20 protein-coding genes and 1 riboswitch are annotated in these 20,298 nt (G+C 63.5%); of the genes, 3 read left to right on the forward strand and 17 right to left on the reverse strand.

Annotated features, from left to right (window positions below; all coding sequences use genetic code 11):
* Positions 1-92 precede the first annotated feature (92 nt).
* From CKW40_RS15390 to CKW40_RS15465, 16 genes are all read right to left on the reverse strand, one after another.
* Positions 93-1,562 (reverse strand): nucleotidyltransferase family protein, encoded by a 1,470-nt coding sequence (locus tag CKW40_RS15390; RefSeq protein WP_095200757.1) that lies wholly within the window; start codon positions 1,560-1,562, stop codon positions 93-95.
* A complete protein-coding gene (locus CKW40_RS15395; RefSeq protein ID WP_095200758.1) occupies positions 1,562-2,239 on the reverse strand; it encodes a glycosyltransferase family 2 protein in 678 nt (225 codons plus the stop codon). The genes CKW40_RS15390 and CKW40_RS15395 overlap by 1 nt, the downstream gene beginning before the upstream one ends.
* Entirely contained in the window at positions 2,239-2,991 is a 753-nt protein-coding gene (locus CKW40_RS15400; protein WP_095200759.1) for a glycosyltransferase family 2 protein, read from the reverse strand. Before CKW40_RS15400 ends, CKW40_RS15395 begins: the two co-directional genes overlap by 1 nt.
* 40 nt (positions 2,992-3,031) lie before the next feature.
* The gene (locus CKW40_RS15405; RefSeq protein WP_179297979.1) at positions 3,032-3,787 is read right to left on the reverse strand and encodes a glycosyltransferase family 2 protein; all 756 of its coding nucleotides are present in this window, start codon (positions 3,785-3,787) and stop codon (positions 3,032-3,034) included.
* Entirely contained in the window at positions 3,784-4,833 is a 1,050-nt protein-coding gene (locus tag CKW40_RS15410) for a serine kinase (protein ID WP_095200760.1), read from the reverse strand. The genes CKW40_RS15405 and CKW40_RS15410 overlap by 4 nt, the downstream gene beginning before the upstream one ends.
* Before the next feature lie 32 nt (positions 4,834-4,865).
* Complete coding sequence (locus CKW40_RS15415) at positions 4,866-5,411, reverse strand: PqqD family protein (protein WP_244571193.1); 546 nt, start codon at positions 5,409-5,411, stop codon at positions 4,866-4,868.
* Positions 5,412-5,453: 42 nt separating this feature from the next.
* On the reverse strand, positions 5,454-6,113 hold the full coding sequence (dhaL, locus tag CKW40_RS15420) for a dihydroxyacetone kinase subunit DhaL (protein WP_095201018.1): 660 nt from the start codon (positions 6,111-6,113) through the stop codon (positions 5,454-5,456).
* Positions 6,114-6,175: 62 nt separating this feature from the next.
* Positions 6,176-8,257, reverse strand: coding sequence for a bifunctional sugar-binding transcriptional regulator/dihydroxyacetone kinase subunit DhaK (locus tag CKW40_RS15425; RefSeq protein WP_095200762.1), 2,082 nt, complete (start codon positions 8,255-8,257; stop codon positions 6,176-6,178).
* Between the two features lie 248 nt (positions 8,258-8,505).
* Positions 8,506-9,168, reverse strand: coding sequence for a dihydroxyacetone kinase subunit DhaL (dhaL, locus tag CKW40_RS15430; RefSeq protein WP_095200763.1), 663 nt, complete (start codon positions 9,166-9,168; stop codon positions 8,506-8,508).
* Between the two features lie 11 nt (positions 9,169-9,179).
* Entirely contained in the window at positions 9,180-10,175 is a 996-nt protein-coding gene (locus tag CKW40_RS15435; protein ID WP_095200764.1) for a dihydroxyacetone kinase subunit DhaK, read from the reverse strand.
* 15 nt (positions 10,176-10,190) lie between these two features.
* Positions 10,191-10,961: an SDR family oxidoreductase gene (locus CKW40_RS15440; protein ID WP_095200765.1), complete on the reverse strand. Its 771-nt coding sequence runs from the start codon at positions 10,959-10,961 to the stop codon at positions 10,191-10,193.
* A gap of 60 nt (positions 10,962-11,021) precedes the next feature.
* The gene (locus tag CKW40_RS15445) at positions 11,022-12,008 is read right to left on the reverse strand and encodes a substrate-binding domain-containing protein (protein WP_095200766.1); all 987 of its coding nucleotides are present in this window, start codon (positions 12,006-12,008) and stop codon (positions 11,022-11,024) included.
* An 85-nt stretch (positions 12,009-12,093) separates the two neighbouring features.
* A complete protein-coding gene (locus tag CKW40_RS15450; protein ID WP_095200767.1) occupies positions 12,094-13,098 on the reverse strand; it encodes an ABC transporter permease in 1,005 nt (334 codons plus the stop codon).
* Between the two features lie 28 nt (positions 13,099-13,126).
* Positions 13,127-14,605, reverse strand: a complete 1,479-nt coding sequence (locus CKW40_RS15455) for a sugar ABC transporter ATP-binding protein (RefSeq protein WP_095201019.1) — start codon at positions 14,603-14,605, stop codon at positions 13,127-13,129.
* A gap of 534 nt (positions 14,606-15,139) precedes the next feature.
* Entirely contained in the window at positions 15,140-16,234 is a 1,095-nt protein-coding gene (locus tag CKW40_RS15460) for an FAD-binding oxidoreductase (RefSeq protein WP_095201020.1), read from the reverse strand.
* Positions 16,235-16,254: 20 nt separating this feature from the next.
* Positions 16,255-17,502 carry an aromatic ring-hydroxylating oxygenase subunit alpha gene (locus CKW40_RS15465; RefSeq protein ID WP_095200768.1) on the reverse strand — a complete coding sequence of 416 codons (1,248 nt, stop codon included), beginning with the start codon at positions 17,500-17,502 and terminating at the stop codon, positions 16,255-16,257.
* Positions 17,503-17,617: 115 nt separating this feature from the next.
* Positions 17,618-17,818: riboswitch (cobalamin riboswitch) on the reverse strand.
* Between the two features lie 494 nt (positions 17,819-18,312).
* Here CKW40_RS15465 and CKW40_RS15470 point away from each other — a divergent pair.
* The 3 genes from CKW40_RS15470 to CKW40_RS15480 all read left to right on the forward strand — a co-directional run bounded on the left by CKW40_RS15470 (position 18,313) and on the right by CKW40_RS15480 (position 19,097).
* Entirely contained in the window at positions 18,313-18,510 is a 198-nt protein-coding gene (locus CKW40_RS15470; RefSeq protein WP_095200769.1) for a DUF680 domain-containing protein, read from the forward strand.
* Between the two features lie 66 nt (positions 18,511-18,576).
* Positions 18,577-18,786 (forward strand): DUF680 domain-containing protein, encoded by a 210-nt coding sequence (locus tag CKW40_RS15475; protein ID WP_095200770.1) that lies wholly within the window; start codon positions 18,577-18,579, stop codon positions 18,784-18,786.
* 71 nt (positions 18,787-18,857) lie between these two features.
* A complete protein-coding gene (locus CKW40_RS15480; protein ID WP_095200771.1) occupies positions 18,858-19,097 on the forward strand; it encodes a DUF680 domain-containing protein in 240 nt (79 codons plus the stop codon).
* A gap of 85 nt (positions 19,098-19,182) precedes the next feature.
* On the opposite strand, the gene CKW40_RS15485 is transcribed toward CKW40_RS15480, so the two are convergent.
* Complete coding sequence (locus CKW40_RS15485; protein WP_095200772.1) at positions 19,183-20,295, reverse strand: ABC transporter ATP-binding protein; 1,113 nt, start codon at positions 20,293-20,295, stop codon at positions 19,183-19,185.
* Positions 20,296-20,298 lie beyond the last annotated feature (3 nt).

Consider the following 20,298-nt stretch of genomic DNA (forward strand, 5'->3'; position numbering starts at 1 on the left):
TCTGCGATATTCGTCAGCATCGCGTCGAGAACTTGGTTGTCCGTGCAAGACTGTTGCAACAGGCCGAGCGATGCTTGGTGGGTGCTTCCGTCTCAGCGCAGCGGCGAAAAAATCGCCGAGATCAGATGGAAGGGCAATGCGCCATAGGCAGCCACTGTCGCATCATCGTCCCATTGACGGAATTGCCGGGAGGGTCGCGCCTCCAGCGTCAAGGCGTGCCTTTCACCGTCAAGCGTCACCTTGCCGCGGAAATGCAGCACCCGTTCCCCGCCGGACCGGCTGATGGCCATGGCGCGCAGGCGCGCAATATGGTCGTCATCGGCGTTGATCTCCATCTCGATGCGGCGGCGGACCGGTGGAACACGGATCCTGACCGTGATGTCCAGCATCATCTCGCCTGCCGTTCGCGGGCACGGTATGGCCTGTGAGAACACCGATGGCGGCAGCGTTTGCGACGGCTCGTTACGGGCTGGCCTGCCGCGCCAGGCCTTGGCTGGCGGCTCCTGCCGCAGCCGGCCGCTCTTGCGCCGCAGCCGCAACTGCTTGGCAAGGCCGCGCGACAGCCAGACCAGCCTGCCGAAATCGGTCCGGGGCTTGGCCTGCAGCACCGCCGACCAGCGCGAAAGGCCGCTGCGGTCGGCCATGTCAAGCACGCGCGCCAGCACCCTGTTCGGCACCGCCACACCTGTTTCAAGCGCCAGGTAGGAGAGCGCCACCGCCGCGGCCACGGCAAGGCCGCGCCTGGCGACAACATCGAGGAACACATCCCAGTCGACATCGCCGCCGCGCATGGCCACCGCGCAATCGACCAGCCAGTCGCTGTGTGTGTGGGCGTCGAGCCCCCCATGCGCGATGGCAAGCGCGATGCGGTCGGCCGGCGACGGCACCAGCACGCCGACGCCGCTGAACTCGGCGCTGTCATCCCGTCGCCAGATGGCCAGGTCGTCTTCCTCGCTGCGCTGCGAGCCGTCATAGGCGAGCTGGTGCAGGTCGATATCGCCAAGATTGCCCTTGAAGAAGTTCATCGAGCGCAGCGACGCCAGCCTTGTCCGCAGATATTGCGGGCTGACCCCCGTGGCGATCTGCCAGCCACGGTCGCGCAGCACGTCGAAGGCCGTCTGCATGTCCTGCGGCCGCACCAATATGTCGATGTCGTGCGCCACCCGGCCGCGCTGTGCCGAGGCGTTCAAGGCAATGCGGCTGGCGCCCTTGATCAGCATCACCTGGCATCCGGCATCGGTCATCGCCTTCAGTGCCGGTTCGGCTTCGCGCATCGCCATGCGCGATTTGGTCCACAGCATCTTCTGCAGGCCGACAAGGCGCGGATAAGCGGAATGGCGGGCGAGCTTCCTGCCGAACCTGTCGGAGATCGCGGCCAGCAGCCGGTGCTCGCGAAACGAGACGTGATCGATATCGTTCTCGTCCAGCCAGCGGCCGGCGCAAGCGGCTGCGGCATCCTCGTCGGGAAGAAGTGCGGCCTTGAGCAGCTGGTCGAGCCCGCCCGTCGGCCAGGACCAGCCATAGTCCGGGAAGCGACGCTCGATACGGCGGATATCAGCCATCAGCCCGGGCCGGCTTTGTTGCGAGCTCGCCGCAGCATGGCGAGCCGTGCCACTTCGAGATAGCCGCGGTCGCGGGCCGCATCGCGTCCATAGGACAGGCTGCCCGGCCGGATGCGGCGCAGCGCCAGCGCCTCGTCCAGCATGTCGAGGGCAAGTCCGGCCTCGCGCGCCCGGGCGATCCAGTCGATCATTTCGCCACGGCCGCCCGGCGGATCGACGATCGGTCCAACCATCTCGGCGACCTCGCGGCGGATCATCATGGTGGTCCGCGACCAGCCAGGCATGGAAGCGGCTTCCGGCGCGTCGGGCTGGTCGTTGCGGAAATTCCGCCAGTGACAGAAGACGCCCGATGTTGCGGGACTTCTCTCGAGATGCGCCAGCTGTCTCTCGATCTTGTCCGGCAGCCAGAGGTCGTCCGCGTCGAGCGTCGCGATGAGCGGCGTCGACAGCGCCGCGATGCCCCTGGTCGTGGCGCTGCCAGGTCCGGCATTTGCTTGGCGCAACAAGTGCACCGGCAGGTCTGTTCCGCCGATCGCTGAAGCCAGATCGTCGGTCGAACCATCATCGACGATCACCACCAGGTCAGGCCGGACCGTCTGGGTGGCGACCGATCGCAGCGTCTCGCCAATCGTGCCGTTGGCGTTGAAGGCCGGAATGACGACGCCGTATCCGCTCATCACATGAACTGCCAGTCAGCGAGATCCTTGAGTTCGAAGATGCCTTCGATCCGCCGCAAGGTCGGATCTGCCTTGCGGCGGGTCATCGACTTGTAGATTGCACGCATGAATTCACGGGACTGGACATCGGTCTGTCGGGTCATGTTGCCGGGATGGCGTCTGTAGTAGAGGGCCACGGTCTCCGGCGTGACATATCTTGGTCCGCTTTCGAAGGTGCGCAGCAGGTAGTCGGTGTCCTCCGCCTGATGGAAGGCTTCGTCGAACACACCGATGCGCTCGACAAGCCGGCGCGTGAAGATCGCCGCCGACAAATGGATGCCGCGAACCGTGATACTGCGGCTGTCGGCGGCAGGCTCCAGGCTCTCGTCGTCGATCTTGTCGACCAGCATCATCCTTGAATAGGTGAGATCCAGATTCGGATCGTTGCGGAAGAGTTCGATATCGGCCGAAAAGCGTCCGACCGGCGAAATGTCGTCCGAATCGAGAAAGGAGACAAGGTCGGTCTCCGGCTTGAGCAATCCCAGCCCGGTGTTGCGCGTCCGGGTCACACCCATATTGGGTTGTTGAAACAGGCGGATGCAGGCGTTCTCCGCCATCAGCGAGCGCACCATTTCGGCCGATCCGTCGGTCGAGCCGTCATCGATGACGATGATGTCGAGATCGGCGGCGTTACGCTGCCTGAGCAGCGAACGTAGCGCCGGGCCCACAAAGGTCTCGCGGTTATGGACCGGCATGATCACGCTCAGCCTCATATCAGCCCCAGGCCTGGCCTCGATCCGATGACGTACGGCATCACATCATCCACCAATCAGCAGATGGGCTCTTCAGCTCGAAAATACCCTGAACCTCGCGCAGCGACGGATCGGCCTTGCGTCGTCGCATCGACTTGTGGATTGCACGCAGATGATTGCGGACCCGGCTGTCATGTTCCTTGGTGACATTCCCGGCGTGGCGCCGATAGTAGATCGCGACGGTGTCCAGCAATTCGTAGTTCGGACCCGTTTCGAAGACCCGCAGCAGATAGTCGGTGTCCTCGGCCTGTTCGAACTCCTCGTCGAATTGCCCCGTCCGCTCGACAAGGCTCCTGCGGAACAGGGCGGTGCTCAGCGAAATGCCCCGCATCGTCATGGTGCGGCTGTCGACCGCAGGCTCCAGCCTCTCGTCGTCAATCCGGTCGGCCAGCGTCATCAGCGAATAGGTTAACTCCAAGCCGGAGCTCGCGCCGAAACGCGCAAGATCGGTCTTGAAGCGCCCGGCCAGCGAGATGTCGTCGGAATCCAGGAACGAAACGAACTCGGCGTCCGCAGGCAATTGCCTCAGCCCGGCATTGCGTGTCCTGGCGACACCCATATTCTCTTGCCGGAACAGGCGGATGCAGGAGTTCTCGACCATCATCGAACGCACGGCCTCCGCCGAGCCGTCGGTCGAGCCGTCGTCGATGACGATGATGTCGAGATCGGCGGCATCGCGCTGGCGCACCAATGAGCGCAAGGCCGGAACGACATAGCGTTCGCGGTTGTAGACAGGCATGATCACGCTCAATTTCACGAAACAACTCGTGTCAGAAAATCCGCAAGGGTGCCGGCGATCTCCTCGGGATGCGTTCCCAGGGACAGACGGTAGCTTGGCAGCTGGCGGGTAAGATCGCCGAAGAAGCGGAAGCCGCTTTCGCGTTCCCCCGGCATCTGCATGATGCCCGACGGTGCCAGTGCGATCATGGCGTCTCGACGCGACACTGGCACAATCGAACTCATCTCGCCACCGCCGATATGTGGCACCACCAGCGCAACGATGTCCAGCGCTGCGGGCACCGGCCGGGGCGCTATGTCGGCAATGTGAAACGTGTGCTTGCCCTGCCAGTTCAATGGGCTCTCGATCCCCAGTCGCTGCTTCAAGCCCAGCCGTGCGAAACCTTGCGGGTCCTGCTTCAGTGTTGAAAACAGCGGCCGCGCGGTCACGCCGCCGGCGAGATCGATCAGCACATAGTCATCGCCGACGCTGTCGAGTCCGTTGAGCAGGCCGGCGGCGACGGTGCCGGACTTGCCGGCACCGCCCGCGCCGGCGAGCAGCACACCCTTGCCATTGGCCCCGAGCGTGCCGGCATGGGTCAGCCGCATACCGCGCGCCGCATATTCCCAGTGCAGGAAGGCACGCAGCGGTGCTGTCGGCTCCCAGGGCGGAAAAGCATCGGGCGAGGTCATCAGCTGGACGCCAATGCGGCGCTCCGGATCGTAGACCTGCCAGAAATCCAGATCGTGAAAATAGTGGCCACGCAGCCCGGCCCCGGCGAGCCGTTCGGCAAAGCCGTATTCGGTGAAATGTGCGTCGCCCCACTGCGCCGGCTCAGGGATGCCGCCAATGCCGGGATGAACGGTGAAGATGCGGCATGTCGATGGCTCCGCCAGGTCCGCCTCGGCCTCCACGAAGGCGTGGCCGAGCGCCTCGGCAAGCACTCCGGGAGCGGCATGCGCGATCAGCTCCAGTCGGGGCAGGCGGACCGTCCGCGCGGCCGGATAATGTGTGGCGGCTTCTTCAGCGGCGGTGATGAGATACCGGGCGTAATCCGGCAAGGTTTCGAGCGTGACGCGCGGCATCCTGCGCCCCTGTCCCAGACGCACCCAGCTCGTCAGGATGCCTGCTTGACTGCTGGCCAGCCGAGGGGTTCCTCGACCTCGTGAATGGGATCCACGATGATCAAATCGGCGAGGTCGTCGTGAATGCTCACATGGAGCGGCTCGCTCGTGGCGGCAAGCTCGGCAGGCAACTCGCCCGGCAGCGGTTGCGCCGCTGTTTCCGAAGGCACCAGCAACCCCAGTTCGAGCAATTGCGATATGAAGTGTTCCAGTTCAGCCGCGCCGAGTGTCGAACCGCCGGCGTTCAGCCCGATCAGGGCCCGGGCATCGACCCCGGACGAGAGCGCCTGCCACACCGTGCTGCCGGAATCGGAGAAGCCGAAATATTTGCCGTTGGCAAGGTTGAGCACCACGGCTTCGCCATCGAAGGATTCGAAGACGATATCCCTGCTCGCAACCGCATAGGCGTCGCAATCACGTGTCATTGTTGCCCCGCTTCGCAATTCCCGCCGGCCAGCAGGAACGCTTCCACTGACAACGCCTGTAAACGCTCGGTTCTTCGTTGGCAAGGTAAGCGGTGCCGGCAAGACGCCGGCCATTTTGGCGCCAATCGAGCCCTGAGCGGGATCACGCCTCGATTTTCAGTGTCCGCCAGGCTCGCTTTCGGTGAAGGTGTCCTTCATCGCGCGCAGGATGATGACGGCCGAGGCGGCGCCCGGGTCCATGTGTCCGAGCGACCGCTCGCCGAGCCGCGCCGCGCGCCCGCGCGCCGCCACCATGGACCGCGTCGCGTTCGCGCCCGCTTCCGCGGCTTCGAGGATGCTGTTCCACATATCCGGGCCACCGGCATTGCAGGCCTGTGCGTTGAGCGCTGCTTCGGTGGCGGGGATCCACACGTCCAGCATGGTCTTGTCGCCGCGCTGCCCCTTGCCTCGCTCCATGATGCCCGCCGTCATCGCCTTGATGATCGCCGTCTGTTCAGCGAGCGAAAGGCATTCATCCTGTTTGAGCGCCTGCGCAGCCCTTCGGAATGCGGTCGCATAGAGCGGTCCGGTCGAGGCGCCGACGGCATCGAGGAACGCCGAGGCGGCGGCCGTGAAGATCTCCGAGGGAGGCGTGTCGTCGAGATTGAGCTTTGCCAGATAGGCGTTCACGGCCATGAAGCCGAGCGACATGGTGATGCCGTGGTCGGCGTCGCCAATGGCGCCGTCCAGATCGGACAGCCGGTCCTTTCCCGCCTCGATCGCGATCGATATGCGGTAGAACATCCTGCTCAGGCGTCGTGCGGCATTGTCCGACATCATGGTCCTCCCAGTTCAAGCAGGATGCGGCCTTCGTCCGTAAGACGCATCTCTTATTGTCCTCAACCGATCCGCAGCACGGCCGTATCGCAAGGATGGCGCAAAAGCTCCGACAATTCATTGTCGAGGTGCAGGATCGTTATGGATGCGCCGACCATGTCGAGCGAGGTGCAATAGTGGCCCACCCAGTTCGCCTCGATCTGGACACCCTTCGCGCTCAGCCGTTGCTCGACGCGTCGAAACAGGATGTAGAGTTCCATCAAGGGTGTCGCGCCGAACGAATTGATCAGCACAGCCACGCGGTCACCCGCCACCGGCTTCATTTCAGCGAAGATGCGGTCCATCACCCGGTCGGTGATCGCATCGGCGGTCATCATCTTTTCGCGGATGACACCGGGTTCTCCATGGATGCCCATGCCGATCTCGATGTCGTCGGGGCCGATCTCGAAATTGTGGCGACGGGTCTGCGGCATCGAGCAGGGTTCGAGCGCGACGCCCATGGTGAAGGTCCGCGCATTGGCCTTGCGTGTTACCGCCTCGCAAGCATCGAGCGACAGGCCGCGATCGCAGGCGGCCCCGGCGATCTTGAACATGAAGAAATTGCCGGCGACGCCGCGGCGGCCATCCCTGTCCTCCAGCGGAGACGAGGCGATATCGTCCGTCGTCACCACGGTGCGGACCTCGATGCCCTTATCCGCCGCCATCTCGGCCGCCATGTCGAAGTTCATCACGTCGCCGGCATAATTGCCGTAGACGAAAAGCACGCCCGCGCCGCCGGACGCCGCCTGGGTGCATAATAGGATCGGCCCGGGAGGCGGCGAGGAAAAGATGTTGCCCACAGCCACGGCATCGGCGAGGCCCTTGCCGACATAGCTCAGAAAACAGGGCTCGTGTCCCGAGCCGCCGCCGATCACCAGCCCGACCTTGCCGGGCCTCGGCCCGGTGCGGGCGACCAGGGCGCGATTGGAGCCCTTGATCGGCTTGGTATAGGCGGCATGGGCCTTGACCACGCCGTCGAGCATTTCCTCGACGACATCGTCGGGGTCGTTGAGGAATTTCTTGATATGGGTCCGGTAATTGCTGGGCAGTGCTATCGTGTTGTCGACCCGCGGGCGCTGCGACAGCTTCTGGTCGAGCTCGGTGACGCCGTCGGCATTGAGGATGCCGCGGCCGGTGGCGGCGTCGGTGATCAGCACGTTGACGTAGCCGCCGCGCAGGCTGGCCAGGATCGCCGGCACCTTGTCGAAGCCGCCGGCCACCGCGATGCGCAGGCCAATGGCCTTCAGCATGTCCAGCGATATGCCGATCGTGCGGTCGTCGAGCGGGCCGGCCACCGGATTGCCCTGGCCGTCGATGAAACGGCCGGCAACGACCCCCACCGCGTTCTTGGAAAGATACTGCTGCAGCGAAACGGATTCGAAGAAGCCGCTGGTGTGGATCGTCGAATTCGGACGCAGCGACGAGATGCCGAACAGCGCCTTGTTGGCTTTGGCAAGCGCGTCGAACTGGCTCTGGATAAGCGGCTCGCGCAAAAGCATGTCGCGGACTTCGGCGGTGGACACGACCGCGGGCGCGGTGATGTTGATCAGCCGCGCCTTGACGGCACCGGCGATGGCCGAGGCGCAGAGCTCCGGCGTATAGGCAAAGTTGGCGGCCGTTCCGCCGGTCGCCTGGACGACGGTGACGTCCTGCAGGCCGGGCACCGATGCCTGCTCGCCAATCGCCAGCACCGTGCGTCCCCAGGCGACCGCAAGCGTGTCGCCGGATTTCAACAATTTGGCCAGCGCCTGCGCCGCCGCCCCGCCGAGGCGGTCGATCAGCGGCCGCGTATTGTCGTCGCTCGGCACGACCAGGCAGTCATGCAGGCCGAAATGGCGTTTGAGTTCCTGCGCGATCGACAACGAGCTCAGCCGCGACGGTTCGAGCGAGATGTTGACGATGCCGCGGGCACGGGCGTCGGCCAGATAGCTGTTCACCGTCGCCCGCGATATGCCCATGATCTCGGCGATGTCGCCTTGCGTCATATGGTCTTCGTAGTAAAGCCAGCAGGCCCAGACATACGGATCGTCGCCGTAGCGCAGGGGGATAGGCTCGGCCGCCGCCTCGGTTCCATTCTTGCGCGCCGATGATGTCTTGCCGGTCATGCTGCCTGGTTTCCCCGAATCCAAGATCGATCGTCAAGATGAGCGCAAACAGGCGAACTCTCAATCTTCCTGCGATCGGTCACCTAAAGCAATTCCAGGAAAAGTGTGAAACGGTTTTCCGCCCGGAATTGCGCAAGAACAAAGAGTTAGAGCGGTTCGGCGGTTCCATCAGACGCTGAACCGCTCTAGCGCGCTCCCGGCTGCAATGTCAGCCGGGAGCCTTTGCTCGGGAGGAGCATAGTCATAAATCAATGGCCGGCGGTCGCGGACTTCAGCAGCTTCTGCTTGGCGCCGGACGCCAGGGTTGCCAGGATCAACGCGCAGGATGTCGCGCCGGCGTCGAGGACGCCAACCGAGCGTTCGCCGAGCCGGCTGGCGCGGCCGATCCTGGCCACGAGGTCCCTTGTGCTGTCGCGGCCCTGCTCGGCGGCGGCGGCCATCGCGTCGAGCGCGTCCGCAAACGGCTTGCCGGCGGCGTTGGCGCCGTTGAAGGCCTCGATCGCCGGCACCAGCGCGTCGAGCAGCGTCTTGTCGCCGACCTTGGCCGATCCGATCGTCTGGATGCCTTCGAGACCGCTGCCCAGCATGGCGCCGAAGGTGTCGGCGCCGATCGACGGGGAGGCTTCGATCGTTTCGGCGAATTGGGTGAACATGATGCCATAGAGCGGCCCCATGGAGCCGCCGATCTCGGTCATCAGCACGGTGCCGAGCGTATCGAAGGCCGAGGCCAGCGACATGTCGTTGCCCCTGATCCTGTCCGCCGCCATGCCGAAGCCCTTGGCCATGTTGACGCCATGGTCGCCGTCACCGATCTTGCCGTCGATCTCGCTGAGATAGGCGCGGTTTTCGATGATCCGGTCGGCGAGCGAAAGCACGATGTCGCCCGCAGAAGCATTGTCGAACTGCTGCATTTGCCTGTTTCCTAAAGCCTTGCGGGACAATCGACATCGACGTCCAGCAGCCGTTTCAGCTCGGCGTCGAGCGCCATGACGGTGAGTGTGGCGCCGACCATTTCCAGCGAGGTGAAATAGTTGCCGACATAGGTCTTGTGGATGGTGAGGCCGCGTCCGACGATCTCGGCCTCGATGGTGTCGTTGAGGATGTAGAGCTCGTTGACTGGCGTCGCGCCGAGGCCGGATACCAGCACCACCACTTCGGTTCCGGCCGCGAGCGCATGATCGTCGAGCACGATCTTGACCATATCCCGCGCAATGTCGGCCGCAGGCTTCAGCGGCTCGACGCGCACACCCGGCTCGCCATGGTGACCGATGCCGACCTCCATCGTGCCCGGCTCGATCAGGAAATTCGGATGCCCGACGGCGGGCAGCGTGCAGGGACCAAGCCCGACGCCGATCGAGCGGCAATTGTCGATCGCCCTTTGCGCCGTCGCTTGCACCGCGTCGAGGCTTGCGCCTTCCGCGGCCAGCGCACCGGCGCATTTCCACATGAAGATCTCGCCGGCGACGCCGCGGCGCTTTTCGCGCTCGTCGGGTCCCGCCGAGCAGACGTCGTCATTGGCGACGACGGTGGCGATCTCGATGCCTTCCTTGGCGGCCAGCTTGATGGCCATCTTCACATTCATGTTGTCGCCGGCATAGTTGCCGTATAGGCAGACGACACCTTTGCCGCCATTGGCTTCGCGCGCCGCGTCGAGAAAGCTCTTGGCCGTCGGCGAGGAGAACAATTCGCCGACAGCGACCGCGTCCAGCATGTTGCGGCCGGTGTAGCCGATGAAGGCCGGCTCGTGACCGGAGCCGCCGCCGGTGATCACGCCGACCTTGCCGGGGACCGGGGCATGGCGGGCCGCGATGACGCGCGGGTTGCTGCTGCCGAGCCTGACGATGCCGGCATGCGCCTTGACGAAGCCCTTGACCGTGTCCTCGACGACCTCGTCCGGATTGTTGATGAAACGCTGCATGGTTGCTCCCGCCGCTCAGATGATGGTGTAGCCGCCGTCGACCAGAAGGTCGGCGCCGTTGATCATGTCGGCGCCGTTCGAGGCGAGGAACACGGCAGCCGCGGCGATTTCCTGCGGAAAGGCGAAGCGGCCGGTCGGGATGCGCAGCTTCAGCGCCTCGCCGCGCGGTCCGTCCCAGGCCTTCTTGCCGAGTTCGGTCAGGACTACGGTCGGCGAGATCGTATTGACCGTGATGCCGTGCCTGCCCCATTCGGCGGCAAGCGTCTTGGACAGGCCGATGACGCCGAATTTCGAGGCGCAGTAGGCGGCGTGCTGGTCGATCGCCACCGTGCCGGCCTGCGAGGCCATATTGATGATCTTGCCACCCTTGCCGGCCTTGATCATGGCGCGCCCGGCGGCCTGGGAAATAAGGAACGTTCCCTTGAGATTGATGGCGATGGTCTTGTCCCAGGCGTCGAGGCCGAGCTCCTCAGCGGGGGCAAGCATGACGACGCCGGCGCTGTTGACGACGATGTCGATATGGCCGAATGCCGCTTGCGCCGCTGCAAACATCGCCGCCACGGACTGCGGATCGGACACATCGCAGACGAAGGCTTTCGCACCATTGCCGAGTTCGGCGGCTTTTGCCTGCGCAACCGCTTCATTGATATCGATCACCCCGACAATGGCGCCCTTGGCGGTGAATGCCGAGGCGATGGCGCTGCCGATGCCAGAAGCACCGCCGGTGACCAGGGCGACCTTGCCGCCCAGCGAAAAATTGAGATCAACATCGATTGTTTCGGTCATGGTTCTCTTCTCGGCCTGATGGGGTGCGGGGCGGGCTGCAAAGCCCGCCCCGCTGCTGGATCACTTGCGCGTCGCAAGCAGCTTGTCGACATTGTCCGCCGTCACCGGCGTCCACGGCACATTGTAGAGCTTCTCCTTGCCGTCCTTCCAAGGCATGTCCTTGTAGGTCTCCCAGATGTCGGACTGCGGCTTGTACTCGCCCTTCTTGGCATTGAGGATGGCGAGGTCGAGCGCGCCCTGCGCCTGGGCGCGCGCGTCCTGCAGGATCGAGGTCATGTCGCCGTTCTTGACGGCATGCAGCGCGTCGGTGATGCCGTCGATGCCGGCAATGGCGAAGCTCTTGACGTCAAGTTTGGCGGCCTTGATCGCCTCGATGGCGCCGAGCGCCATTTCGTCGTTCTGGCCGATCACGCCGTTGATCTGGTTCGGGTGAGCGGTGAGCCAATTTTCCATCAGCGTCTGGGCCTCGGCGCGCGACCAGTTTGCCGTCTGGTCCTCGAGCACCTTGACGTCAGGGCATTCGGCCAGCGCCTTCTTGTTGCCTTCCAGGCGCGAGATCTGCGCGGACTGGCCGACCGGACCTTCAAGGATGACGACATTGCCCTTGCAGCCGATCTTGTCGAGCACGGTCTTGGCTTCCATGTAGCCCGAGATCGTGTCGTCCGATCCGACATAGGAGGTCAGAAGATCGGAATGGACGCGGGTGTTCGAGCCGATGACGGGAATGCCGGCGTCGGCGGCGGCTTGCACGGCGGCAGCGCCGGCGTCGACGTCGATCGGCGCGAAGATGATCGCATTGTATTTCTGCGTGACCATCGTCTTGAACTGGTCCTGCTGCACCAGCGCGTCATAGCGGCCGTCAAACACCGTCAGTTCGACCTCGCCGCTCTTGACGGCGGGATGCTCCTGCAGCGCCGCCACCCAGATCTGCATGAACTCGGCGTTCAGCCCGTAGGGCGCGGCGCCGATCTTGATCTTGTCCTGTGCCATGGCTGGCGCGGCCAAAAGCGCGGTCGCGGATGCGAGCGCGATCATCCATCTTTTCATTTCGTTACCTCCACCTTGAGTGAGCGACCGACATGGTTCGCCTTGCAGCGGACGCGCTGACGCGGGTCCGGTACTTGAAGGGGGCCTAGGCCCCGTAGTTTCGCTTCTGGTCGAGCATCACGGCGCCGACGATCAGGGCGCCCTTGAGGACCTGCTGGTAATAGGATTGGATGCCCATCAGATCGAGGCCGTTGTTCATGACGCCGATGATCAGCGCGCCGATCAGCGTGCCGGTCACCCGGCCGACGCCTCCCGACAGGCTGGTTCCGCCAATCACCACCGCGGCGATCGCATCGAGCTCATAGGCAATGCCGGCCTGGGGGAGTGCTGACCCGGTGCGGGCGCTCAGCAGCATCCCGGCGAAACCGGCAAGACCGCCGGAAATGACATAGACGAGGAACTGGATACGGGTGATGTCGATGCCCGAGGTCCTGGCGGCGTGCGGGTTGCCGCCGACGGCATAGATGTAGCGGCCAAAACGCGTCCGGTTGAGGATCCACCACGACACGGCGAACACGACGGCAAGAATGATGACCGGCGCGGGTATGCCGAACACGTCGCCAGTGCCGATCCAGCGGAAAGCCGGCGTCAGCGCCGGAACCGGACGGCCGCCGCCATAGATCAGCGTCATGCCGCGCGCTGCAGAAAGCATGCCGAGCGTCGTCACGAAGGCCGGCACCGAGAAGCGCGACACGATGAGGCCGGAAATCGCGCCGCAGGCAATGCCGACCAGCAGGCCGATGCCGAGGCCCAAGGCGACCGGATAGGGTGCGCCGGCAACGCCGGCGGTCGCCGAACTGGTCATGAAGCTGGCGCTGACGATCCCCGCGAGCGCGACGACGGAGCCGACCGAAAGATCGATGCCGCGGGTGAGAATGACGAAGGTCATGCCGATCGCCAGAACACCGTTGATCGACGTCTGCAGCAGCACGTTGGAGATGTTGCCGGCCGTCAGGAAGAACTCGTTGGAGACCGACAGCACCGCCACCAGGATCAGGAAGGCAAGGAAGATGCCGTACTCCTGGATCAGCAGCCGGCGCTGCTCGGAACCGAGCCAGCCTTGCGTCGTCTTCTTGTCGCCAACCGACATTCCTGGCTCCTTTGCCGCCGAACCCTGTTCAGGTCGATAGATGGACGAGGGATTGCGCATCCGTTTCCTCCCGCCTGAAGATTCCGGCGCTTCTGCCGGCCCGCATCACCATGATCCGGTCCGAAATCCCGAGAACTTCATCGATCTCGGAAGAGATCATCACCACCGTGCCGCCGGAGGCGGCGAAGTCGCAGATGATCCGGTAGATTTCACGCTTGGCGCCGACATCGACGCCACGGGTGGGCTCGTCCAGCAGCAGCACCTTCGGGTTGCGCAGGAACCATTTGCCGAGCACCACCTTCTGCTGGTTGCCGCCCGACAGGCTGGAGACCGGCATGGTGTCGCGCGCCGCCTTGATCTGAAACCGCTCCCGCATCCGGCGGCTTGCTTCCGCCTCGCGCGGCCGGTCCATGGCAAAGGCCGGGCTCATCTCGGGCAGGCTGGCCATGCAGATGTTGGCGCGCACGGAATCGGAAAGATTGAGGCCGGTGAGCTTGCGGTCCTCGGTGACCAGCGCCAGCCCGAGCGCCATCGCATCGGCCGGCTTCGCGATGGCGACCGTTTTTCCGTCGATGGCGATGGTTCCGGCCGAAGGACGATCGAGCCCGAACAGGCAATTGAAGATTTCCGTCCGTCCGGCGCCCATCAGGCCGTAAATGCCGAAGATCTCGCCCTTGCGTGCTGAGAAGGAGATGTCCTCGATCTTGTTCGGACAGGTCAGCCCGATAATTTCGAGACCGGTTTCCTCGGTCGGTGTGTTGGTCTTGACGTATTCCTCGGACAGCTCACGGCCGACGATCATCCGGATCAGGCCGGGGCGGTCGATCTCGGCTAGCGCACCGCTGCCGACATAGGAACCATCCCGGAAGACCGTGTAGGAATCGGCGACCTGGAAGATCTCCGACAGGCGATGCGACACGTAGACGATGCCTCGGCCCTGCCTTTGCAAGCGGCCGATCGCGGCGAACAGGTGCTGCGCCTCCCGTTCGCCGATCGCCGACGTAGGCTCGTCCATGAAGATGACCTCGGCGTCGTGGCTGAGCGCCTTGGCGATCTCGACCAACTGCATCTGCGCGACCGAGAGGTTCATCATGTATTGGGTGGCTCGAATGTCGAATTCGAGGTCGTCCAGAAGTTTTTGCGCGGCGCGGTTCATGGCGCGAAAATCGATGCCGCCGAACCGTGCCTTCGGCTCGCGGCCGAGATAGATGTTCTCGGCGACCGTCATGTGGGGAACCGGGCTCAGCTCCTGCTCGATGATGGCGATCCCGGAGGCCAGCGCGTCGGCGGGGCTGGCGAATTCCACGTCCTTGCCACGGCGGCGGATCGAGCCGGCATCGCGCCTTTGGATTCCCATCAGGATCTTCAGGAAGGTTGACTTGCCGGCGCCATTGCCGCCGCAGAGCGCGTGAACCGTGCCGGCGCGAAGCTGAAAGCGGCCGTCGCGCAAGGCCGCGACACCACCAAAGGACTTCTTCAGCCCTTCCACTTCGAGCAGCAGCTCCACCATCGTCCTCCCATGACTTCGGCTAATCCCTGTCGGATGCCGATCGGCACGTGATCTCCCGCTCAAATGCCGATGATGACAATAGTCAAGTTGCTATCGACAAATGTCAAGCGGCGCGCGAACTTTAAAATCCTGAAGCCGGTGGCGATGTGCGGGGTTTCAAAAAACCGTGAAAAAACAAATGATTATTGCGCCCGCCCCGACCCGTGACTTGCTCGACGAGGCATGGCGTTCACGGAATTGTTCCGCCGGTGATCCGGGCGATTGGGTTGGAACGGCCGACCTGCGAGCCGCATTGCGGCTCGTCCGCAACGGTCGGCTGAACGGAGAGGATTTCTGCCAAAAGCAGATGGCAAGGCAGGGCGCCAGCCCGCGACGATAACGCCGTCCCGTGCCCGGGACAGGTCGAAGGCGACGCCTCCAGCACGAGCGTGCGGCTCGTCATGTCCGGCGTCACCTGGCCGCGAAAGCGCGGCACCCGTTTGCTTCAGGGGCGGCCAAGGACCATGCAGCGCAGGTCCGACCCGATAGTGTCTACGCTTCGATTTCGAGTGCCGACAGCGGCTTCGAGCAGCAGGCCAGGATGAAGCCGTCGTCGATCTCATGGTCGAGGATACCGCCATTGTGGCTCATCTCGACAGCGCCGGAGACTTTCTTCACCTTGCAGGTGCCGCACAGGCCGAATTCGCAAGCCGCGGGGATCCGCACGCCGGAGGCGCGCGCCGTCTGCAGCACGGTCTGGCCGGCGACGCAGTCGGCATCGACGTCCGAGAGCGCGAAGCGGATCGGTGTTGCGGATTCGACGGGAACGGCCACGCTGTCCGGCGCGGCGAACGGCGCCGGGATTTCCTCCACCACGGGTGCGGCAAAGCTCTCCTGGTGGTATTTCGTCATGTCGAAGCCGGCGGCCTCCAGCATGCCGCGCACGGCGCGCATGAAGGGGTCCGGGCCGCAGCAGAAGATCTCGCGCTCGCGGAAATCGGGTGCCAGCAGCGGCAGCCGGATGGCGTCGATGCGGCCCATATGGCCATACCAGCCCTCGCGGCTCGACCGCTCCTCGATCATGAAGCCGAGCGACAGGCCGGGCATATGGCCGCCGAGCAGTTCGAGCTCCTTGCGGAAGATGATCTCTTCGGCACGCCGGGCGCAGTTGACGAAGCCGACATCCGTCCATGGCGCGCAGTCGTTCAGCCAGCGCAGCATCGACATCATCGGTGTCACGCCGGAACCGGCCGAGATGAACAGATATTTGGCTGCCGGATGGCTGTGCAGCGAAAAGTCGCCCGCCGGCCCGTAGGCCTTGACGTGGGAACCTGGCTTCAGATGCTCGAACATCCAGCGTGTGCCGATGCTACCAGCCTGCGCCTTCACCGTCACCGCGATCGAGAACGGCCGCGACGGTGACGACGACAGCGTATAGGTGCGCATCAGCGGCCCATCCGATGTCGGCAGTTCCAGCGTCACGAACTGGCCCGGCTTGTAGCGGAACCAGGTCTGGTTGTCGGAGCGGAAGGTGAAGGTCTTGACGTCAGGCGCCTCGTCGCTCACGCCGATCACTTCCAGCACCTGCAGCCTGTCGTTCCAGGGTGCCATCTGGTCGAGATGGCGATAGAGGCCAAGATCCGTCATCGCATTCATCCTTCAACCTCTCAAGCAACGCTGCGCAACGCCGGCCTGCCGTCGTCGGCAAGGCGCGGACCGATGAAGCGCGCGTACCAGTCGACGAACTGGATCACGCCGCCTTCGTGCAACTCGGAATAGGGACCGGGCTCATAGGCCGGCGACAGGATGCCAAAGGCGTTTTCCTCGACGATGCGGCGGTCCTGGTCGTTGGTCTCGGTCCAGACATGGGTGAGTTCGGCAAGATCGTAATCGACGCCCTCGACCGCATCCTTGTGCACCAGCCATTTGGTCGTCACCGCCGTTTCCGTGGCGCTGATCGGCAGCACGCGGAAGGTGACGGCATGGTCGATGAGGATATGGTTCCAGGTCGTCGGGTAGTGATAGTGCATCAACGTGCCGATGCGGTCGGCCGAGACGCTGTCGGAGAGGTTCTTCTTCACCGCCCGCTTGCCGTTCATCGTGTAGCTGACCGCGTCGCGCAGCAGCGGCGCCCTTGTGGCACGGTATTGCCCGGCCGGGTCGATGCGGAACTTGCTCGGCAGGCCGGCCGCCTCGCATTTCGCCCAGTGCGCCAGCATCTCCGGATCGCTGTCGGCGCCTTGCACGCCGGTCACCGTTGGAGCTTCAGGAAAGGTCTTGCACAGTTCCGGGTGATTGCCCGCGCAATGGTAGCACTCGCGGTTGTTTTCCCAGACCAGCTTCCAGTTGCCCTTCTCGACGATCGTGCTCTCAAAGGCGATCTTGGCTTCGCTGAGCCGGTGCGGTTTGAGATAGGGTTCGATCATCGCCCGCATCGGCGCGAAGTCGGCCGGCTCCTTGGCCAGGCAGATGAAGATGTAGCCGGCCACGCTTTCGCAGGCGACCGGCTTCAGGCCGAATTGGCTCTTGTCGAAACCGTCGGCCATCTGTCGGGCAAACAGCAGCCTTCCGTCCAGCTCATAGGTCCACTGGTGATAGGGACAGACCAGCTTGGCGGCCATGCCCTTGTCGGTGTTGCAGACGCGGCTGCCGCGATGGCGGCAGGAATTGTGGAAGGCATTGATCTTGCCCTGCTGATCGCGCACCAGCACGACCGGATAGTCGCCGATCTGCACGGTGATGAAACTGCCGGGCTTCGGCAGTTCGCAATCATGGCCGATGAACAGCCAGTCGCGATACCAGATCAGCTCCATGTCGAGCTTGAAGAAATCGGGATCGGTATAGAAGGGCTGCTCAAGCGAGAACCCGTCCCTGCGGCTGTTCAAGAGCCTCAGCATATCGTTGCGCGCATCCATGTCCTGTCCTCTTCATTTAAGGACTGACTATGGTGGTGATTGAGGAAGGATCGGCCGCACGCCGGCTCGCGCCGGATATCCAGCATCCGCCTCTTGACCGCCCACCGCGATCAGTCGAGTTCAACTATCTCGGGCTGGTTTCCGGGCTCTGGAGTGTCCTTGCGGACGGTCGCGACACCTTCCCAGGCTTTCGCCCAGTGGTCTCCCGTTGCGACTTGAACTCCACCACCGTTGCGGGGGCAGCGCCGGACTTTGACCGGCTTCCCAATTCTCCGCCCCGTCGTCACGAAGCGGCACCTGAGATGCCATGATCTAATCACGACAGCGTTTGCGACATCGGCATGAAAGCGACATCGCATCCATGCGGCGCGACACGCATGCGAAACGATCGGGTCAAGGACAGCGGTCACGAAAATCGTCTCGTTGACGGCGATGCCGGCTACCCAGATCGACCCGAAACGGCAGCAAAAAAGGTTAACGGTTTCGAAAAGTGACTATTAGCAGATTCTAAAATCGAACCGAACGGTTCGTTTCTGTTGACGGTGCGTGCAGGACGGTGTGAACGCTGGGCCGCCGATACAGTTGGTGATCGCGGCGCTGGTTTTGCCTAACAGTTTGATATCAAAAACAAAAATATATGACACGGAAGGCCTTGGCACAATTTCAAGTGGTGGATTCTTGGTCCACACGGAACAACTTCGTGATTGGAAACGGCTGGCTGGCTTTCCCACATCGGGGCTGTCCGAACGACGCGATTTTAATCCCAAGACACGCCGCTAGACGGACAGAAAAAATACTGGAGTGCCCAAAATGAAAAAGATTGTTCTCACTGCCGTCGCCCTTCTGGCTATTTCCGGCAGCGCCTTCGCTGGTAGCGACCACTATGGTTCGAATGCCGCTGCAGCCACTTCTGTCGACAGCCAGCACACCGCTTCGACCAAGAAGTCGGAACCGGCTGCCCAGGCGCCTGTCCAGGGTGCTGACCGCAACCTCTTCGGCAACAACTAACAGCGGCCAATGGCGGGTTTTTTCGCCCGCCGCTCCGGCCGACCTCAAGAAATTCAGGAGACTAACATGAAGAAGTTCATCATTGCTGCCGCCGCCGTTCTGGCCATCTCCGGCAGCGCTTTCGCCGGCAGCGACAACTATGGCTCCAACGGTGCCAACCAGCCTGCTGCTGCTTCGAACGACAGCTCGTACACCGCTTCGATCAAGAAGTCGGCTCCGGCCACTCAGGCGCCTACCCAGCAGGGCGCTGACCGCAACCTTTTCGGCAACAACTAATAGCCGGTTCGCAGCGGGACGGTGGGCATGCCCGCTGTCCCGGCGAAATCCAGAAATTCAGGAGACTTGAAATGAAGAAGATCATCCTTGCCGCCGCCGCCGTTCTTGCCATCTCCGGCAGCGCTTTCGCAGGCAGTGACAATTATGGCTCCAATGCTGCCAACCAGCCTGCTGTGACTTCGGTTGACAACTCGCGTACGGCTTCGATCCGCGACAGCGGCTCGCCCGTCTACAAGCTGCTCAATTCGTCGGGCGACGCGCAGAAGTCGATCCCTCAGAGCAGCGACCGGGACCGCTTCGGCAACCACTAACAGCCGAAGCCAATTTTCCAAAAAGAGCGGCGGGCCTGGCCCGCCGCTCTTTTTGTGTCGCCTCGACCCAGCAGGACTGACGGCCTCAGGCCGCCTTTGCTTCCGGCTTTTGCAGCGCGAAGGAATGCCCGTCCGCATCGAAGATATGCAGGTCCTCGGCATTGGCGCTCAACCGCAGCGTCGAACCGCGCTTGACCTCGACGTTGCCGGGCAGCTTGGTCACCAGCGGCAGGTCGGCGCGGCCGATATCGACATAGACAAGCTGGACCTCGCCGAGCTGCTCGACATAATCGACGGTTCCCTCGAACAGATAGTCCGCGCCGGTGGCGACCATGAGGTCTTCCGGCCGCACGCCGAAGCTTACAGCGGCGCCCTTTGCCGAGGCGGGCGTCGTGATCGGCACCGTCGCCTTGCGCCCGCCGACATGGCTGACGACGGTCGGGTTGCCGGTCTTGTCGATGGTCGCCGGCAGGATGTTCATGGCCGGCGAGCCGATGAACTGGGCAACGAACAGATTGCCGGGCTTCTTGTAGAGGTCCATCGGCGTGCCGACCTGTTCGATATGGCCGTCCTTCAGCACCACGATGCGGTCGGCCAGCGTCATTGCCTCGACCTGGTCGTGGGTGACGTAGATCATCGTCGTGGCGGGCATCGATTCCTTCAGCTTGGCGATCTCGATGCGGGTGGCGACGCGCAGGGCGGCGTCGAGGTTCGACAGCGGCTCGTCGAACAGGAACACTTTCGGATTGCGCACGATGGCGCGGCCGATGGCGACGCGCTGGCGCTGCCCGCCCGACATCGCCTTGGGCAGCCGGTCGAGATATTTGGTCAGCTGCAGGATTTCCGCCGCCTGGCGCACACGCCGGTCGATCTCGGCCTTGTTCTCCTTACCGATCTTCATCGAGAACGCCATGTTGTCGTAGACAGTCATGTGCGGATAGAGCGCGTAGGACTGGAACACCATGGCGATGCCGCGCTTGGACGGCGGCACGTCGTTTACGACCTCACCGGCGATCTTGAGTTCGCCGGAGGTGATTTCCTCGAGCCCGGCGATCGACCGCAGCAATGTCGACTTTCCGCAGCCCGACGGGCCGACGAAGACGATGAACTCACCCGATGTGATATCGAGGTCGATGCCGTGGAGAATGTGCAGGTTGCCGTAGGATTTCTTCACTTGTCTCAGATTGACATCGGCCATTGG

This window comes from Mesorhizobium carmichaelinearum (genome assembly GCF_900199455.1).
GTDB classification, from domain to species: Bacteria; Pseudomonadota; Alphaproteobacteria; order Rhizobiales; family Rhizobiaceae; genus Mesorhizobium; species Mesorhizobium carmichaelinearum.

Bases quoted from the DNA above. Each gene is read 5' to 3' on its own strand.
- CKW40_RS15390 (WP_095200757.1), bottom strand. From the start codon at position 1,562: ATGGCTGATATCCGCCGTATCGAGCGTCGCTTCCCGGACTATGGCTGG.
- CKW40_RS15395 (WP_095200758.1), bottom strand. From the start codon at position 2,239: ATGAGCGGATACGGCGTCGTCATTCCGGCCTTCAACGCCAACGGCACG.
- CKW40_RS15400 (WP_095200759.1), bottom strand. From the start codon at position 2,991: ATGAGGCTGAGCGTGATCATGCCGGTCCATAACCGCGAGACCTTTGTG.
- CKW40_RS15410 (WP_095200760.1), bottom strand. From the start codon at position 4,833: ATGCCGCGCGTCACGCTCGAAACCTTGCCGGATTACGCCCGGTATCTC.
- CKW40_RS15415 (WP_244571193.1), bottom strand. From the start codon at position 5,411: ATGGCCGGCGTCTTGCCGGCACCGCTTACCTTGCCAACGAAGAACCGA.
- dhaL (WP_095201018.1), bottom strand. From the start codon at position 6,113: ATGTCGGACAATGCCGCACGACGCCTGAGCAGGATGTTCTACCGCATA.
- CKW40_RS15425 (WP_095200762.1), bottom strand. From the start codon at position 8,257: ATGACCGGCAAGACATCATCGGCGCGCAAGAATGGAACCGAGGCGGCG.
- dhaL (WP_095200763.1), bottom strand. From the start codon at position 9,168: ATGCAGCAGTTCGACAATGCTTCTGCGGGCGACATCGTGCTTTCGCTC.
- CKW40_RS15435 (WP_095200764.1), bottom strand. From the start codon at position 10,175: ATGCAGCGTTTCATCAACAATCCGGACGAGGTCGTCGAGGACACGGTC.
- CKW40_RS15440 (WP_095200765.1), bottom strand. From the start codon at position 10,961: ATGACCGAAACAATCGATGTTGATCTCAATTTTTCGCTGGGCGGCAAG.
- CKW40_RS15445 (WP_095200766.1), bottom strand. From the start codon at position 12,008: ATGAAAAGATGGATGATCGCGCTCGCATCCGCGACCGCGCTTTTGGCC.
- CKW40_RS15450 (WP_095200767.1), bottom strand. From the start codon at position 13,098: ATGTCGGTTGGCGACAAGAAGACGACGCAAGGCTGGCTCGGTTCCGAG.
- CKW40_RS15460 (WP_095201020.1), bottom strand. From the start codon at position 16,234: ATGACGGATCTTGGCCTCTATCGCCATCTCGACCAGATGGCACCCTGG.
- CKW40_RS15465 (WP_095200768.1), bottom strand. From the start codon at position 17,502: ATGGATGCGCGCAACGATATGCTGAGGCTCTTGAACAGCCGCAGGGAC.
- CKW40_RS15470 (WP_095200769.1), top strand. From the start codon at position 18,313: ATGAAAAAGATTGTTCTCACTGCCGTCGCCCTTCTGGCTATTTCCGGC.
- CKW40_RS15475 (WP_095200770.1), top strand. From the start codon at position 18,577: ATGAAGAAGTTCATCATTGCTGCCGCCGCCGTTCTGGCCATCTCCGGC.
- CKW40_RS15480 (WP_095200771.1), top strand. From the start codon at position 18,858: ATGAAGAAGATCATCCTTGCCGCCGCCGCCGTTCTTGCCATCTCCGGC.
- CKW40_RS15485 (WP_095200772.1), bottom strand. From the start codon at position 20,295: ATGGCCGATGTCAATCTGAGACAAGTGAAGAAATCCTACGGCAACCTG.